10 protein-coding genes and 1 pseudogene are annotated in these 16,575 nt (G+C 69.3%); 3 read left to right on the top strand and 8 right to left on the bottom strand.

What is annotated here, in order from left to right; translation table 11 throughout:
- Positions 1 to 126 precede the first annotated feature (126 nt).
- The 3 genes from EV278_RS04100 to EV278_RS04090 form a co-directional block, all read right to left on the bottom strand.
- Positions 127 to 1,683, bottom strand: a complete 1,557-nt coding sequence (locus EV278_RS04100; protein ID WP_132086964.1) for a class I adenylate-forming enzyme family protein — start codon at positions 1,681 to 1,683, stop codon at positions 127 to 129.
- A gap of 83 nt (positions 1,684 to 1,766) precedes the next feature.
- Positions 1,767 to 3,857 carry a 3-hydroxyacyl-CoA dehydrogenase NAD-binding domain-containing protein gene (locus EV278_RS04095; protein ID WP_207905433.1) on the bottom strand — a complete coding sequence of 697 codons (2,091 nt, stop codon included), beginning with the start codon at positions 3,855 to 3,857 and terminating at the stop codon, positions 1,767 to 1,769.
- A gap of 116 nt (positions 3,858 to 3,973) precedes the next feature.
- Positions 3,974 to 5,200, bottom strand: a complete 1,227-nt coding sequence (locus EV278_RS04090) for a serine hydrolase domain-containing protein (RefSeq protein WP_132086960.1) — start codon at positions 5,198 to 5,200, stop codon at positions 3,974 to 3,976.
- Between the two features lie 106 nt (positions 5,201 to 5,306).
- On the opposite strand from EV278_RS04090, the gene EV278_RS04085 reads away from it, so the two are divergent.
- The 3 genes from EV278_RS04085 to EV278_RS04075 all read left to right on the top strand — a co-directional run bounded on the left by EV278_RS04085 (position 5,307) and on the right by EV278_RS04075 (position 9,238).
- A complete protein-coding gene (locus EV278_RS04085) occupies positions 5,307 to 7,271 on the top strand; it encodes an ATP-binding protein (protein ID WP_132086958.1) in 1,965 nt (654 codons plus the stop codon).
- A gap of 163 nt (positions 7,272 to 7,434) precedes the next feature.
- Complete coding sequence (locus EV278_RS04080) at positions 7,435 to 8,676, top strand: TetR/AcrR family transcriptional regulator (protein WP_132086956.1); 1,242 nt, start codon at positions 7,435 to 7,437, stop codon at positions 8,674 to 8,676.
- Between the two features lie 76 nt (positions 8,677 to 8,752).
- Entirely contained in the window at positions 8,753 to 9,238 is a 486-nt protein-coding gene (locus EV278_RS04075) for a nuclease (protein WP_132086954.1), read from the top strand.
- 147 nt (positions 9,239 to 9,385) lie between these two features.
- Here EV278_RS04075 and EV278_RS04070 read toward each other — a convergent pair whose 3' ends face one another.
- The 5 genes and pseudogenes from EV278_RS04070 to tuf all read right to left on the bottom strand — a co-directional run.
- Positions 9,386 to 12,508 (bottom strand): efflux RND transporter permease subunit, encoded by a 3,123-nt coding sequence (locus EV278_RS04070; protein ID WP_132086952.1) that lies wholly within the window; start codon positions 12,506 to 12,508, stop codon positions 9,386 to 9,388.
- Complete coding sequence (locus EV278_RS04065) at positions 12,508 to 13,587, bottom strand: efflux RND transporter periplasmic adaptor subunit (protein WP_132086950.1); 1,080 nt, start codon at positions 13,585 to 13,587, stop codon at positions 12,508 to 12,510. The genes EV278_RS04070 and EV278_RS04065 overlap by 1 nt, the downstream gene beginning before the upstream one ends.
- Entirely contained in the window at positions 13,584 to 15,116 is a 1,533-nt protein-coding gene (locus EV278_RS04060; RefSeq protein WP_243692074.1) for a TolC family protein, read from the bottom strand. The genes EV278_RS04065 and EV278_RS04060 overlap by 4 nt, the downstream gene beginning before the upstream one ends.
- A gap of 45 nt (positions 15,117 to 15,161) precedes the next feature.
- Positions 15,162 to 15,677 (bottom strand): MarR family winged helix-turn-helix transcriptional regulator, encoded by a 516-nt coding sequence (locus EV278_RS04055; protein WP_132086948.1) that lies wholly within the window; start codon positions 15,675 to 15,677, stop codon positions 15,162 to 15,164.
- A 541-nt stretch (positions 15,678 to 16,218) separates the two neighbouring features.
- Positions 16,219 to 16,575, bottom strand: a pseudogene (gene tuf, locus EV278_RS04050) (elongation factor Tu); the annotation flags it as partial.

The raw sequence follows: 16,575 nt of genomic DNA, 5'->3' as shown, positions 1-16,575 counted from the left end.
GTCGTTTCCGAACAATCCGGCCCTGTCACGCAACGAGGCCGTTATGGTTAAGAGACCGTATCGAGTGACTCGGGAGGGCCGGATGCGGCGCGCCGTCGCGGCAAAAATGTGTCCGGAATCTTCGACCTAGGCAGAAGCCGTCCAGGCGTCGCGCAGCTCGCGCTTCAGCACCTTGCCGATATGGCTGCGGGGCAGGGATTCGACGAGTTTCAGGTCGACCAGCCGCTGGGTCTTGCCAAGGCGAGCATTGACCCACGCCCTCAACCCGTCCGCGTCAATTCGCCCTGCCGCCGGGGACTTGAGCGCCACGAAGGCCACCGGCGATTCGCCCCAGGCGTCGGACAGCACGCCGACCACCGCCGCCTCGACCACGTCGGGATGCTGGACGATCTGGGCCTCGATGTCGCTGGGATAGATGTTGAAGCCGCCGCTGATGATCATGTCCTTCTTGCGGTCCATCAGAGTCAGGAAGCCGTCCTCGTCGAACCGGCCGACGTCGCCGGTGCGGATGAAGCCGAGGCCCTCGGGCGAGATCCAGGTCGCCTCGGCGGTCTTGCCGGGCTGGCCGTGATAGCCGGTCATCATGCCGGCCGAGCGGCCGACGATCTCGCCGATCACGCCTGGCCCCACCTCGACGCCGTCCTCGTCGATCAGCCGGATGTCGTGGCCGGGGGCAGGACGGCCCACCGTGTGCAGCTTGTCCGGATGCTCGTGGGCCATCAGGATGCAGGTCCCGCCGCCCTCGGTCATGCCGAAATACTCGACCAGCCCGCCCGGCCAACGGGCCAGCACCTGAGCCTTCAGTTCGGCCGGGAACGGGGCGCTGGTGCAGAACTTGAGCTGGGTCGGCGACAGGTCGAAGTCGCCGAAATCGGGCCGGTCCATCAGGCGGCGGTACTGCACCGGCACCAGCATGGTGTGGGTCATGCGATGACGCTGGGCGAGTTCGAGGTACCTGCCGGCGTCGAACTTCGTCATCAGCACCACGGTCCCGCCGCCGGCCAGGGTGGGGAAGAAGCAGACCAGGGTGGTGTTGGAATAGAGCGGGGTCGACAGCAGGGTGACGACGTCGGAGCCATAGCCCACCGCGTCGCCGCGGAACACATGCTTCCAGCGCATGCCGTGCGACTGGACGATGCCCTTGGGCGCGCCCGTGGTGCCGCTGGAATAGATGATGTTGAACGGAGCCTCGGGCCCGATCGTCACCGCGGCCGGAACCGCGCCCTCGGGGGCCAGCCAGGCCTCGAAGGCCTCGGCGAAGCCCGAGCCGTCCAGGGCGATCTGGCGCACGGCGAGGGGCGCGGCCGCCTGGGCCTCGGCCGCGCCGGCGTCGAGGAACGCCAGCCGCGCCCCGCAGTCGGCGACCATGCCGGCGATGGCCTGCGGCGTCGACGACGGAGCCAGGGGCGCGACGGCGACGCCGGCCCGCAAGGCCCCCAGGAACAGGGCCGCATAGGGGATCGACGACAGGGCGCAGACGGCGACCGCCTCGCCCTGCCCGACCCCGTCGCGCTGCAGGGCGGCGGCGACCCGGTCGGCCAGGGCGTCGAACTGGGCGTAGGTGACGGCCTCGCCGGTCTCCATGACCACGGCCGGACGGTCGGGAGCCTCGGCCGCCCGCTGTCGCAGGATGTCGCCCATCACGCCGTGGTCGGCGGTCATCATGGATTGGATCGAGGTCATTGCGGCTTCCTACTCGACGCAAGAGACGGGACACGGGTCGGGGACAGGCACATGTGCCTGTCCCCAGCGGTTGTCCGCGATCCTCAAGCGTCCTTGAACCCCTTGCCCTCGGCGACGAGGCGCTCCAGAAGGGCCGAGGGCTTGAAGTCGTCGCCGTGCTTGGCCTGGAACGCCTTCATCCCGGCCAGCACCTTGTCCAGCCCCACCAGCTCGCCCCAGAACATCGGGCCGCCGGTATAGACCGGCCAGCCGTAGCCGTTGATCCACACCGTATCGATGTCGGAGGCCCGGATCGCCTTGCCCTCCTCCAGGATCTTGGCCCCTTCGTTGACCATCGGGTACAGGCAGCGCTCCAGGATCTCCTGGTCGCTGATCTGGCGACGCTGGACCTGGCGCTTCTCGGCGAAGTCGAGGATCACCTGCTCGACCTCCTTCGAAGGCCGGGCCACCCGGTTCTCGTCGTAGTCGTAGAAGCCCTTGCCGTTCTTCTGGCCGCGACGGTCCATCTCGCACAGCACCTCGCGGATTGTGGACGACGAGGTCTTGGCCGGGTCCCAGCCGATATCGAGTCCGGCCAGGTCGCTCATCGCGAACGGTCCCATCGGCAGGCCGAAGTCGTACAGCACCCGGTCGACGTCCCACGGCATCGCGCCTTCCAGAATCAGGCTCATGGCCTCGCGCTGGCGCTGGGCCAGCATGCGGTTGCCGACGAAGCCGTGGCAGTTGCCGACCAGCACCGCGACCTTGCCGATCGTCTTGCCGATCTGCATCGAGGTGGCGATGACCGACTTGCCGGTCTTTTCGCCGCGCACGATCTCCAGCAGGCGCATGACATTGGCCGGCGAGAAGAAGTGCAGGCCGATCACGCTTTCCGGCCGGCTGGTCGAGGCGGCGATCACGTCGATGTCGAGATACGAGGTGTTGCTGGCCAGGATCGCGCCAGGCTTGGCGATCTTGTCCAGCTTGCCGAACACCTCCTGCTTGATCTCCATCAGCTCGAACACGGCTTCGATGATCAGGTCGCAGTCGGCCAGATCCTCCAGGTTCATCGACGGGGTCAGCAGACCCATGCGCTTTTCGACGTCGGCTTCCGTCAGCCGGCCCTTCTTGGCGGTGTTCTCGTAGTTCTTGCGGATGACGCCGACGCCGCGTTCCAGGTTCTCCGCCTTGGCCTCGATGATCGTCACCGGAATGCCGGCGTTGAGGAAGTTCATCGAGATGCCGCCGCCCATGGTGCCGGCCCCGATCACGCCCACCTTCCTGACCGGGAGGATCGGGGTGTCGTCCGGCACGTCGGGGATCTTGGCGGCCTGGCGCTCGGCGAAGAACGCATGGCGCTGGGCGGCCGACTGGCTGCCGGTCATCAGTTCCATGAACAGCTTGCGCTCGAGCTTCAGCCCCTCGTCGAACGGCAAGTTCACCGCCGCCTCGATGCACTGGATGTTGCTCTCGGGAGCCAGGAAGCCGCGGAACTTGCGAGCGTTGGCCTTGCGGAACTCGCTGAAGATCTCGGGCTTGCCGCGCGCGGCCTCGACCCTGGCGTTCTGGTCGCGGATGCGGGTCAGGGGCTTGTCCTCGGCCAGCACCACGCGGGCGAAGGCGATCGCCCCGTCGCGCAGGGCGCCCTCCTCGACGATCGAGTCGAACAGGCCCATGGCCAGGGCGGCCTTGGCCGGCACGTGCTGGCCGGTGGTGACCATCTCCAGCGCCTTCTCGACCCCGACGACGCGCGGCAGGCGCTGGGTGCCGCCCGCGCCCGGCAGCAGGCCGATGTTCACCTCCGGCAGGCCCGCCTTGGCCGAGGGGACGGCGACGCGGTAGTGGGCCACCAGCGCCACCTCCAGCCCGCCGCCCAGCACCGTGCCGTGGATCGCGGCGACCACCGGCTTGGGTGAATTCTCGATGACGTCCTGCACGTCCTGCAGCGACGGGCCGGTCATGGCCTTGCCGAACTCGGTGATGTCGGCGCCGGCGATGAAGGTCTTGCCCTCGCAGATCAGCACGATGGCCTTGACCGCCGGCTCGGCGATCGCCTGCTCGAACGCGCCTTTCAGCCCTTCGCGCACGGCCGCCGACAGGGCGTTGACCGGCGGCGAGTTGAGCGTGACGACACCGATGTCGCCTTCGACGGTCAGGTCCGTGACAGTGTTGATCGCGGTCATGGCGTGCTTCACCCCTGCGCTTGGCGTTCTTGAGTTTGAACGATTGTTTGAAGCAACCCTGCACGACCGGCCGCCGAAGTCCAGAGGTCCGTCGCGTCAGGGGGCGTTTGGGCGGCGGCGCGCGACCTCTATGCCGCGCTCCCTGTCAGCGCCGCATAGACCAGCGTCCGCAGCTCGCGCCGGATCGGATAGGTCGAGGACGGGATCAGCTGGGTCATGAACACCACCGCCAGATCCTCGACCGGATCGATCCAGAAGGCGGTCGAGGCCATGCCGCCCCAGAAATACTCGCCCAGCGAGCCCAGGTTCCGGGTCCGCGCCTGGTCGACGGTCATGGCGAATCCCAGGCCGAAGCCCAGCCCCTCGAACACCGTCTCGCTGAACAGCGACCGCGACATCTCCGTCAGCTCCCGCCCGCCCGGCAGGTGGTTCAGGGTCATCAGCTTCAGGGTCTTGGGACTGACGATCCGCGCCCCGTCCAGCTCGCCGCCGTTCAGCAGCATGCGGCAGAACCGCATGTAGTCGTCGGCGGTCGAGACCAGGCCGCCGCCGCCGGACTTCAGGGGCGGGTCGGACAGGTAGCGGCTGGTGGTCGGATCGTCCTGCAGCACCGTCTCGCCCCGGGGGTTCAGGGTGTAGCAGGCGGTGAAGCGGTGGCGCTGACTTTCGGGCACGAAGAAGCCGGTATCGACCATCTTCAGCGGGTCGAAGATCCGTTCCTTCAGAAACTGGTCGAACGGCTGGCCGGAGATCACCTGCACCAGGTAGCCGAGCACGTCGGTGGCCACGGAATAGTTCCAGGCCTCGCCCGGCGAGAATTCCAGCGGCACGCTGGCCAGGGTTTCGACGAAGGCCTCCAGTCCCCCTTCGCTGTCGACCCCGTCCAGCTTCAGCTTGCGATAGGCCGCGTCGACATTGGTGCGCTGCTGAAAGCCGTAGGTCAGGCCGGCGGTGTGGCGCAGCAGGTCGAGGACCCGCATCGGCTGGTCGACGGGCCGGGTCACGAAGGCGCCCGCCACCCCGGCCTGGAACACGCCGAGCTTCTTCCACGACGGGATGAACCGGTGCACCGGATCGTCCAGTGCGACCTTGCCCTCCTCGACCAGCATCATGAAGGCGATCGAGGTGATCGGCTTGGTCATCGAATAGATGCGAAACAGGCTGTCGGCCTGCAGCGGCAACCCGCGCTCCTTGTCCGCCGCGCCCAGGATCGTCGTGTGCGCCAACTGGCCGCGACGCCACACCTGGACCAGGGCGCAGGGCAGCTTTCCGGGCGCGACGTAGCGTTCCTGGATGAAGGCGTCGATCCGCTTCAGTCGGTCGGACGACAGGCCCACGGCTTCAGGCGTGCTCAAATATCCCTCCTGCAGTGCTGTTCTTGGCGCTGACCGAAGAGACGGTATGTCGCAACGCGTCCTTCACGCGATCATGCGCATATCGATTGAAAACCAGGGAACGGGGATGGGCAAGCACTTGCGCGACGAGCCGGCGGGGGGACTTGCGGCGTCCGGCCTCGAACAGGCCGCCGCCGATTGGTTCTTCGAAAGCAGCCTCGACATGTTCGTGGTGCTGGAGAACGACGCCATTCTCCGGGTCAATCCGACCTGGACACGGCTGACCGGCTGGACGCCCGAGGAGACCCTGGGCCGGCCGATGCGCGACTTCTTTCACCTGCACGACACCGACGTCCTGCGCGGCGCTGGCGACACCCTGCGCGCCCAGGGCGAAGCCCGCGCCGAGCACCGTCTGGCCCGAAAGGGCGGCGGCTGGCTGTGGGTGTGCTCGCAATCCAAACTGCTGCCCGAGGCGTTCGGGCGCGACGCCCTGCTGATCGTGTTCCAGGATTTCACCGAGGACCGCGCCCGGCGGATCCAGCGCCAGCAGTCCGAGCGCGCCAACGAGCTGCTGCGCAACGCCGCTGGCGTCTATGTCTGGCGGTTCGACCCGCGCAAGGGGATCTACGTCTTCGAGCAGGATGTCCCCACCCCGTCCTCGCCGGAGGGCGGCGTGCGGACCATGACCATCGGCGAGATGAGCGGCTCGGTCCATCCGGACGACCAGCAGAGGGTCTGGGAAGCGTTCAGCCAGACCCTGGCGACCGGCGACCACCACGTGCTGACCTACCGCTATTTCGACCCGGCCCACCAGACATGGATATGGATGCGGTCCGCCTGGCGCGGGGCGCGCGGCGCCAGCGCCAAGAGCTGGGACGTGATCGGCATCAGCCAGGATGTCACCGAACTGGTCGCCGTCCGCGACGCCGCCCTGAGCGCGGCCGAGGCCAAGTCCCAGTTCCTGGCCAATATGAGCCACGAAATCCGCACCCCGATGAACGGCGTGCTGGGGGTCATGCACCTGCTCAAGCGCGAGCCCCTTTCCGCCGACGGCCGCCAGCTGCTGACCGAGGCGCTCGATTGCGGGGCCATGCTGTCGGAACTGCTCAACGACATCATCGACTTTTCCAAGGTCGAGGCCGGCAAGCTGGAGCTGCACGCCGAGCCGATCGATCCGGCCGCGGTGCTGCGCAGCGTCACCGACCTGCTGCGTCCCCTGGCCACGCAGAAAGGCCTGAGCCTGACCGTCACGGTCGCCCCCGGGGTCGGCTGGATCGGCGCGGATCCCCTGCGCCTGCGCCAGGCGCTGTTCAACCTGGTAGGCAACGCCGTGAAGTTCACCCTGGAGGGCGGCGTCCAGGTTCGCCTGGCCCCGGCCGGACGGCCCGGCGAACGGCGCCTGCGCTTCGAGATCCAGGACACGGGCGTCGGCATCGACGCGGCCACTGCCGACAGTCTGTTCCAGCGCTTCAGCCAGGCCGACGGCTCGACCACCCGCCGGTTCGGGGGCGCCGGCCTGGGCCTGGCCATCACCCGGCGCCTGGCGATCCTGATGGGCGGCGACATCGGCTTCTCCAGTCCGCCGGAAGGCGGCTCGCTGTTCTGGCTGGAGATCGCGGCCCCGCCGGCCTCCGAGGCCGTCGCGCCCGCCGAGCCGGCGGACATCGCCCTGCTGGCCGGGGCGCGCGTGCTGATCGTCGAGGACAACGCCACCAACCGCCTGATCGCCAGCCGGCTGCTGCAGGCCATGGGCGCCGAGGTCGAGACCGCCGAGGACGGGGTCCAGGGAGTCGAGGCTGTCGAGCGCGACGTCCGGGGCTTCGACCTGGTGTTCATGGACATCCAGATGCCCGGCCTGGACGGCGTCGAGGCCACTCGGCGCATTCGCGGCCTGGGCGGCGAGGCCGGCGCGACCCCGATCGTCGCGATGACCGCCAACGCCCTGGCCCACCAGCGGGCGTCCTACATCGCCGCCGGCATGAACGGCGCGGTGGCCAAGCCGCTGTCGCCCGCCGCCCTGGTCCAGGCCATCGCCGCCGTGCTGGGCCCGCCGGCCGATACGGCCTCCACCCCCATCTCCCGGGCGTCCTAGCCTTTCGAATCCCGTCGTCGCCCAAATACCGCAACACGGCTGCAAGATTCCGGGTCCACGAAGGCGCACCGAAGCGAGTCGCGCCTTGTGGCGAAGACCAGGCTTCCTAAATCTGGACCCACGGGTCCAACAAGACCGTGAGCCGGCAACGAGGGGGCGACAGATGGACGACGGCCGGATCGCCAGCCCCGCCACCGAGCGGTACGCCAGGAAGAAGGAAGCCATCCTCGCGGCGGCCACCGCGATCCTGAACCGCCAGGGCGTCAAGGGCATGACCCTGTCGGACGTGGCCGCCAAGGTCGGGCTGATCACCACCAGCGTCACCTACTACTACCGCAAGAAGGACGACCTGGCCGCCGCCTGCTTCATGCGCGGCCTGGAGCGCTTCGACGCCCTGGTCGGCGAGGCGGCCAAGGCGCCGGACGCGCCTGGCCGCCTGCTGGCTCTCCTGGACCTCTATCTCGATCTGAACCGCCGGGTGCGCCTGGGCGAGGCCGCGCCCCTGACCAGCTTCACCGAGATGCGGGCCCTGAAGGAGCCCCTGCGCGGCTCGGTGCAGGGCGCGTTCAACGACCTGTTCCGGCGGGTGCGCGGCTTCTTTGAGGGCCCGCAGTTCGATCCCCTGGACAAGCGCGACCGCAACGCCCGCACCCACCTGCTGCTGGAGCAGTTGTTCTGGTCGGGCTCATGGCTGCGCCGCTACGACGTCGAGGACTATGGCCGCGTGCGCGACAAGATGTACGACATCCTGGTCCACGGCCTGGCGCCGCAGGGCGCTGGCGGCCATGCCGCCTGGGCGCCCCTGCCCCTGCCCGACCCGACCCCGCAGTCTCCCGAGGGCCAGGAGTGGCGCGAGACCTTCCTGGTCGCCGCCACCCGGCTGATCAACCAGCGTGGCTATCGCGGGGCCTCGGTCGAGGAAATCTCGGCCCAGCTGAACGTCACCAAGGGCTCGTTCTACCACCACCATGAGGACAAGGACGCCCTGGTGGTCGAATGCTTCGAGCGCACCTTCGCCGTCACCCGCAAGGCCCAGGCCGACGCCCGCGCCCTGGGGGCCGACGGCTGGACCCAGCTGTCCTCGGCCACCGCCGCCCTGGTCGCCTATCAGCTGTCCGAGCACGGCCCGCTGCTGCGCGCCTCGTCGATGGGGGCCCTGCCGATCGAGATCCGCCACGAGATGGTGCAGGGCTACAACCGCGGCTCCGAGCGTTTCGCGGCGATCATCTCCGACGGCGTGGCCGAGGGCTCGGTGCGGGCGGTGGACCCGATGATCGCGGCCCACATGATCAACTCGATGCTCAACGCCGCCGCCTCGCTGGGGATCTGGGCGCCCGGCCTCGAGCGCGACGAAGCGGCCCGGCTGTTCGCCCGGCCGCTGCTGACGGGACTGTTTTCGCTGTAGCGGCTTCACCGCGCGCCGGCCGGTTCCCGCCTCCGCGAGAACACGTTATCCTGCCCGTGCAACCGGGGGTGATCCGTTGATCCGCGCCAAGCTTATCGTCCTGCCCCTGGCCGTCGCAGGCCTGGTCGCGTGCCAGCGGACGCCCGACCCGCCGGCGTCCATCACCCCGCCGCCCGGCCTGGGCGACCGCGTGCGGGTGCTGAGCGCCGACGCCATGGTGATCGACGGCAAGCACGTGCGGCTGGTCAACGCCTATGCGCCGCAGGGCATACCCGACGCCCGCTGCTGGGCCGAGGCCACGGCGGCCCAGGCCACGCTGGTCTGGGTGCGGGCCAAGATCAAGGACGCCCGCGACATCGCCGTCGAGCCGGCGACAGGCTTCGACGAGTTCCATCGCCAGCTGGCGGTCGTCAAGCTGGACGGGGTCGACCTGGGCCAGGAGATGTACGAGGCCGGCCTGGCGGCGCGGCGCACCGACGGCCCCAACGGCCGTTTCGCCTGGTGCGAGCCGATCAGCGCCAAGACGGCCGGCGCGCCGACGGTCAATTCGCTGCTGGATTAGGGGCCCGGCCGAATCTTCAAGCGCGGCGCGTGGTCCTCGCCCTTCGACAGGCTCAGGATGAGGACCAGTCTTCGGCGGTGGTGGAAAACCTCATCCTGAGCCTGTCGAAGGACGAGGTTTTCGCTTCCGAAGCCGATTATGATCGCCTTACAGCCGGTCCACCGGCGACAGCGCCGCCCCGGTCGCCTCGCGCGGGGTGGTCATGCGCGACAGCTTGGGGGTCAGCCAGCGCTCGATGTCGTCGACGATCTCATAGACCACCGGCACCAGCACCAGGGACAGCACGGTCGAGGTGATCAGGCCGCCGATCACCGCCACGGCCATCGGCTGGCGGAATTCCGAGCCGGTGCCGATGCCCAGGGCCGTGGGCAGCATGCCGGCCATCATCGCCAGGGTGGTCATGATGATCGGCCGGGCCCGTTCGTGGCAGGCGTCGAGGATGGCGTCGCGCTGGCTCATGCCGGCCCGCTCCTGCTCAATGGCGTACTCGACCAGCAGGATCGAGTTCTTGGCCGCCAGGCCCATCAGCATCAGGAAGCCGATCAGCGACGGCATCGACAGCGACTGGCCGGTGACCAGCAGCGCGAAGAACGCGCCGCCGATCGCCAGAGGCAGGGCCGACAGGATGGTGATCGGCTTGAAGAAGCTGCGGAACAGCAGCACCAGCACCCCGAACACCAGGCCGACCGCCGAGAGCAGGGCGACGGCGAAGCCGGTGAACAGCTCGACGAACGCCTCCTGGTCGCCGGCCGTGGCCGGCCCGACGCTGGGCGGCAGGTTTTTCATGGTCGGCAGCTTGCCGACGTCGCTCATCGCCTGGCCCAGCTGGGCGCCGTTGGCCAGGTCGGCCTCGATGGTCACCTGCCGCTTGCGGGCGAAGCGGTCGATCTTGGCCGGACCGGCCTGGAACGACAGGTCGGCGACCGTGTCGAGCCGGGTCGTGCCGCCGCTGGCCGTGGGGATGCGCAGGGCGCCCAGGGCGTCGAGGTCGGCGCGGGTCTCGGCCGGCAGGCGCACCCGGATCGGGATCCGTCGCTCGCCCTGGGTCATCTTGGCGACGTTGGCGTCGATATCGCCGACCGTGGCCACGCGGGCGATGGCGGCGATGTCGGCGGCGCTGACGCCCAGGCGGGCGGCCTCGTCGGGCTTTGGCCGGATGACGATCTCCGGACCGCTGGGCGGCGAGGACGGCCGCGGATCGGCCACGGTGGAGAGCTTCTGCATCTCGCGTTCGATCCGGGCGGCGGTGCGCTCCAGCAGCGGGCCGTCGTCGGAGATCAGGATTGTCTGGACCTCGGACGTGCCCCAGTCGCCCAGCAGGTTGACGCGGGCGTCGGGGATGTCGTGCAGCTCGTTGCGCACCGCCTGCTTGATCTGCGTCACGGTCAGGTCGCGCTTGCCGTTGAGCACGATGGTGATGGTGGCGTCGCGCAGGTCGGCGCCGCTCTGGCCGCCCCAGCCGCTGCCGATGTTCGACCCGACCTGGGCGAAGACGTGGGCGGTCTCGGGACGCTTGCGGAACATGGCCGTCACCGACTGAACGGTGCGCTCCATGTCCGCCGTGGTCGCCCCGGGCGGACCCTGGACCTTCAGATAGTAATAGTTGGCGTTGCCGGCCGGCTGGAAGGCCGTGGGCAGCAGGCCGGCCAGGGCGAACGAGCCGAGCAGGATCACCGTGCCGATCACCAGGCTGAGGATGCGGTGATCCAGCGACCAGTCCAGTACGCCGCGATAGAAGCCCTGGAACTCGCGCCGCGGGTGCGGGTCCTTGGAGGGCTTGAGGAAATAGGCGGCCAGCAGCGGCGTCAGCAGGCGGGCGACCACCAGCGAGAACAGCACGGCCACCGCGACGGTCAGGCCGAATTCCTTGAAGAACTGGCCGGGCGTGCCGGGCATGTAGGACACCGGCACGAACACCGCCACGATGGTGAAGGTGGTCGCCACCACGGCCAGGCCGATGGCGTCGGCCCCTTCCATCGCCGCCTGGAACGGTCTCTGGCCCCGGGCCACGCGCTTTTCGATGTTCTCGATCTCGACCACGGCGTCGTCGACCAGGATGCCGATGACCAGGGTCAGGGCCAGCAGGGTCACGACGTTCAGCGAGAAGCCCATGATCGCCATGAAGGCGAAGGTGGGGATCAGCGACACCGGCATGGCGATGGCCGTGATCAGGGTGGCGCGCCATTCGCGCAGGAACAGGAACACCACCAGCGAGGCCAGCAGCATGCCTTCCAGCAGGGTGTGCTCGGTGGCGGCGAAGCTGGCGCGGGTCTCGTCGACGGTCGAGAAGATCTTCACGAAGGTGACGCCCGGCTGCTTGGCCTGCAGACCCTCCACCGCCTTCTTGACGTTGTCCTCGACGGCGACGTCGCTGGAGTCGCGGGTCTTCATCACCTGGAAGGCGACCACGGGCTTGCCGTCGAGGCGGGCGAAGCCGCGCTCCTCCTCAGCCCCCTGGCCGACCTGGGCCACGTCGGTCAGCTTGACGTAGCGGCCGCCGGACACCGGGATGGTGATGGCGCGCAGCTGCTCGACGGTGGTCGCCGCGCCCAGCACCCGCAGGGTCTGCTCGCGGCCCCCGATCTTGGCCCGTCCGCCGGGGGCGTCGACGCTGAAGCTGGCCAGGGCCTGGTTCAGCTGCGGCGCTGTGACCCCGAAGCTGGCCATGCGGTCTGGGTCGATGACGACGTTGATCTCGCGATCGACCCCGCCGACCCGGGCCACCTGGGCCACGCCCTTCTCGCCCTGCAGGGCGCGGGTGACGGTGTCGTCGATGAACCACGACAGCTCGGTGGCGCTCATGGTCGGGGCCGAGACCGCGTAGGTGATGATCGGGGCGCTGGTGATCTCCAGGCGCTGGACGATCGGCTCGTCCACCTCGCGGGGCAGGATGGCGCGGGTCTGGTCGACCTTGGAGCGCACCTCGTCGGTGACCTTCTGCAGGTCCTCGCCGAGGTTGAATTCGATCGTGGTGGTCGAGGCGCCCTGGACCACCGACGAGCGGATGGTCTTGACGTTGGAGATGCTGGCCACCGCGTCCTCGATCGGGCGGGTGACCTGGGTCTCCATCTCGCCGGGCGCGGCGCCGCTCTGGGTGACCGTCACCGTCACGGCGGGGAACTCGACATTCGGGAACTGCTTGATGGGCAGGCCCAGATAGCAGCCGACGCCCGCGATGATCAGGGCGATGAACAGCACCGCCACGGGGATCGGGTTCTTGATCGCCCAGGCGGAGACCTTGAGTTCGCCGTTCTTGTGCTCAGTAGCCATCAGCGGGCCGCCTGCTGGGTGGTGGCGGCCGGACGGATCACGTCGCCGTCGGTGACGAACGAGGCGCCGCCCAGCACGATGCGGGTCCCGGCCGGCGGCCCTTGGACCAGCTGGGCCCAGCCGCCGCCCTTCTGGCCGATCTTGACCGGCGTCTGGTGGGCGCGGTTGGCGCCATCGACGGTCATGACATAGAGACCGTCGGCCTCGTAGCGGATGGCGGTTTCAGGAATGGCGGTGACGGGCGCGCCCGAGGCGCCGAAGGTGGCGCGGCCAAAGCCGCCGGGCCGGAGGTCGGGACGGACGGGCAGGCGCACCCGCACCTTGCCCAGGCGGCTGGCGCTGTCGACCCGCGGGCTGACCAGGCGCACCACGCCCGGCACCGATTGGCCGCCGGGCAGGCTGACCTGGACCGGCTGGCCGGCGCGGACCCCGGCCAGATCGGCCTCGTTGACCTCGGCGTCCAGCTCGACCAGGCCGTCGCGGGCGATAGTGAACCAGGGCGTCGTCCCGCCGCCGGCGATCTGGCCTGGCTGGACGCCGCGCTGCAGGACCCGGCCGCTGACCGGGGCGGTGATGGTCATCCGCGAGACCCGGGTGCGCAACTCGTTCAGCGCCGCCTCCTGGGCCTTGGCGTTGTAGCGACGGGTTTCGATCTGCTCCTGGCTGAGCACGCCTTGGCCGTCCAGGCCGGCCACGCGCTTGGCCTCGGCCTGGGCCTGGGCGGTCAGGGCCGCCTGCTGGTCGACCTGGGCCCGCAGCAGGGTGGCGTCCAGCTGGGCCAGCGGCTGTCCGGCCCGCACCCAGTCGCCCTCGTCGGCATAGAGCCGGGCCACGCGGTAGCCGCTGAGCTCGGAGCCGACGGCGGCCTCCTCGCGCGAGACCAGCTGACCCGAGGCCTCGACCCCGCCGCCCAACGGCCGGGTCTCGACGGCGCCGACGCTGACCGCGCGCGGCTGGGCGGCGGCCGAGGCCTTCTCGGCGGGCTTGTCCTTCTTGTCGCCGCAGGCGGTCAGGCCGGTCGAGGCGATCAGGATCATGGCGGCGAGCGCGGTGCGGGTCGTCATGGGGAAGGGTCTCATTTCGAGGAAACTTGGGTCGGGTTCGCGGTCTGTTTCGCGGTCTGGGCCACGGACGTCGGCGACCAGCCGCCGCCCAGCGCCTTGTAGGTCTGGACGGCGTGCAGCAGGGCGTCGGTGCGGGCGCCGGTCAGGGCCGAGCGCGAGGCGCGCCAGGACTGTTCGGCCTGCAGGGTGGTGGTCAGGTCGATCAGGCCCAGGCCATAGCCCTTGCGGTTGGCCTCGTAGGCGCGCTGGGCCCGGGCCTCGCCAGCGGTCAGCAGGTCGACGCGGCGCTGGTCGGCGGCCAGTTGCAGCATGGCGTTCTCGGCCTCGCCATAGGCGGTCTGCACGGCCTTTTCGAAGGCGATGGCGGCCTGGCGGGTGCGGGCGTCCTGGGCGTCGATGTCGGCCAGCAGGGCGGGGATGTTCAGCACCGGGATCGAGACGTTGGCCCCGAGGGTCCAGGTGGACGTGCTGGTCGAACTCTTGCCGCTGCCGCCGCCGAAACTGGGCGACACGCTCTTGGATAGGCCCACGCCGGGCGTGATGTTGAAGGTCGGCAGCAGGGCCAGTTCGTTGACCTTCAGCGTCTTCGACGCCGAGGCCAGGCGGGCCTGGGCCTCGCGCACGTCCGGACGGCGGCCCAGCAGGTCGCCGGGGATGGTGGCGGGCACGGGCGGGGCCAGATCCAGCCTGACGTCGACCGGCAGGCTGGCCAGAGGATCCACGCCGCGCCCGACCAGGATCAGCAGGCTGCGACGCGCCGCGCCCAGCTGGGCCTCCAGGTTGGCGGCGCGGGCCTGGGTGTCGGCCAGGTCGGCCTCGGCGCGGTCGGCCTCCGAGGTGGCGATAAGGCCGGCGTTGGCCTTCTTGACCGCGAAGTCGCGCAACGAGCTGTTGATGCGCTCGGTCTGGCGGGCGTCGTCCAGCTGCACGGCCAGGCCGCGGGCCTCGAAGTAGGACTGGGCGACATTGGCGGCCAGCGAGGCGCGGGCGCCTTCATAGGCGAAGCGGGCGGCGGCGAAGTCGTTGTTGACCACGCCCAGGCCGGCGCGCTTGCGGCCGAACAGGTCCAGCTCCCACGACACGTCGAAATTGGCGTTGTAGCTGTCGCTGTCGCCGCCCCGCGTGAAGGGAATGCCGCCGGCGGGGACGGTCTGGCTGAGGATTTCGGTATGCGTGCGGCCCGCGTTTCCGGTCAGGGGCGTACTGGGAATCCAGATCTGGCGGACCTGGCCCTTGCGGACGGCCCGAGCTTCGTCCAGCACCGCGGCGGCGCTGCGGGCGTCGGGGGCCTTCTCCAGCGCCGTCTCGATCAGGCTGGTCAGCTGCGGATCGTTGAAACTGATCCACCAGCGGTCCAGGTCCGCCTGGGCCGCGCCGGCGGGGGCCTCGTAGGCGGCCGGCAAGCGGGTGTCCGGCGTCGGGCGCGGGGTGTTCACGCAGCCGGCCGCGGCCAGGCCCGCCAGGCCCAGGGCAAGGGTCAGGAGGGAGGTTCCGGATCGGAATGGCCGTGGGCGCTGGCGCTCTCCGGTCATGATCTTACTCATCAACATTCACCTGCGGGCGTGGCCGAGGGGGCGGCCGGATCTATCTCAACGAGAAGGCGGGGCGGCGGACGGCGGCGGCGGCTGGCCGGCGACGGCCCCATAGACATCGACCACCTGGTCCAGGAAGTGCTCGATGACCTGGCGTTCGGCGGGCGAGAGGCCCGCGATGACCCCGTCCAGTCCCTCGATCATCGGCGCCAGCCGCGCGAAGGCCCGATCCAGCGAGGCGGGCACGGGCATGACGCAGATCTTGCGCCGGTCGTTGGCTCGTCGCTCGCGCGCGACGTGACCAGCCCGCTCCAGGCGATCGACGATCTGGGTGGCGGCGGCGGTCGTCACCTTCAGGTGCGCGGCCAGCTGGCTGGGGGTCATCGCCCCGTTGTTCAGCAGATGCTCCAGGGCGGCCATGTCGGTGATGTTGACGCCCAGGCTCTCGCCGATCTTGCGGCCGATCTGGCGCGTCAGCATCGAAATGGTCTTCAGGCGCTGGGCGATCGGGTCGCTGGGCGTGGGCGGTCCGCGCCAGGCTCCGGGTCCGCAAATGGGATCGCTGGTCGTCATGGCGGCGATCCATATTATTAAGTGATTTAATAGTCAAATCGCTTAACGATATGGCCGGCCTCGGAGCGCTGGCCGGACGGCTGATCGCCGAAAGACCCATCGCCGATTCCCCAGGGCCAACGGTCGCCCGACCACGGCGACCGATCAACGTTCGTTCAATTGGGTATGGAGTCGGCGAGATGGAAGGGCAGGACGTCATCGCAATTTTTCCCACCGGCGGTTGATGGCGGACGTCTCCTGCGAACGTCCGCGCTTGGCCTTCCTGGGAATGACGAGCCAGGGCCGCGTCTTGCGACATTGGGGAGCGATTATTTTCGGGGACGGGCGACCGCTTGCCCCCTACGGGTCGCTTCGCGACCGTCTTCCCCCAGAGGGGGAAGAGCCTTGTCGTCGACGCCGTGAGGCTCCACCCCCTGCGGGGGCGGACAGGCGGCGCAGCCGCCAGGTGGGGGCAAGTGTGTGAGCCCCCAAAGCAAAAAGGCCCCGGAGATCGCTCTCCGGGGCTCTTCGCTTGTCTCAGCCGAAGCTAGACCGTCGAGATCTACTCGACGATTTTCGCGACGACGCCGGCGCCGACGGTGCGGCCGCCTTCACGGATGGCGAAGCGCAGCTTCTCTTCCATGGCGATCGGGGTGATCAGCTCGACGTCCAGCTCGGCGTTGTCGCCCGGCATGATCATTTCCACGCCTTCGCGCAGCTTGATGATCCCCGTGACATCCGTCGTACGGAAGTAGAACTGCGGGCGGTAGTTGGTGAAGAACGGGGTGTGGCGGCCGCCTTCTTCCTTGGTCAGGATGTAGGCTTCGGCCACGAACTTGGTGTGCGGGGTGATCGAACCCGGCTTGCACAGCACCTGGCCGCGCTCGACGTCTTCGCGCTTGGTGCCGCGCAGCAGCAC

The sequence above is a fragment of the Caulobacter sp. BK020 genome (assembly GCF_004342605.1).
Lineage (GTDB): Bacteria > Pseudomonadota > Alphaproteobacteria > Caulobacterales > Caulobacteraceae > Caulobacter.
The sequence above is the reverse complement of the archived record's forward strand: the minus strand, read 5'-3'. Positions and strand labels throughout refer to the sequence as shown.

What these genes read in the sequence shown, in the direction of transcription:
- EV278_RS04070 (WP_132086952.1), bottom strand. Translation starts at nt 12,508, where the DNA reads ATGGCTACTGAGCACAAGAACGGCGAACTCAAGGTCTCCGCCTGGGCG.
- EV278_RS04085 (WP_132086958.1), top strand. Translation starts at nt 5,307, where the DNA reads ATGGGCAAGCACTTGCGCGACGAGCCGGCGGGGGGACTTGCGGCGTCC.
- EV278_RS04060 (WP_243692074.1), bottom strand. Translation starts at nt 15,116, where the DNA reads ATGAGTAAGATCATGACCGGAGAGCGCCAGCGCCCACGGCCATTCCGA.
- EV278_RS04055 (WP_132086948.1), bottom strand. Translation starts at nt 15,677, where the DNA reads ATGACGACCAGCGATCCCATTTGCGGACCCGGAGCCTGGCGCGGACCG.
- EV278_RS04100 (WP_132086964.1), bottom strand. Translation starts at nt 1,683, where the DNA reads ATGACCTCGATCCAATCCATGATGACCGCCGACCACGGCGTGATGGGC.
- EV278_RS04080 (WP_132086956.1), top strand. Translation starts at nt 7,435, where the DNA reads ATGGACGACGGCCGGATCGCCAGCCCCGCCACCGAGCGGTACGCCAGG.
- EV278_RS04065 (WP_132086950.1), bottom strand. Translation starts at nt 13,587, where the DNA reads ATGAGACCCTTCCCCATGACGACCCGCACCGCGCTCGCCGCCATGATC.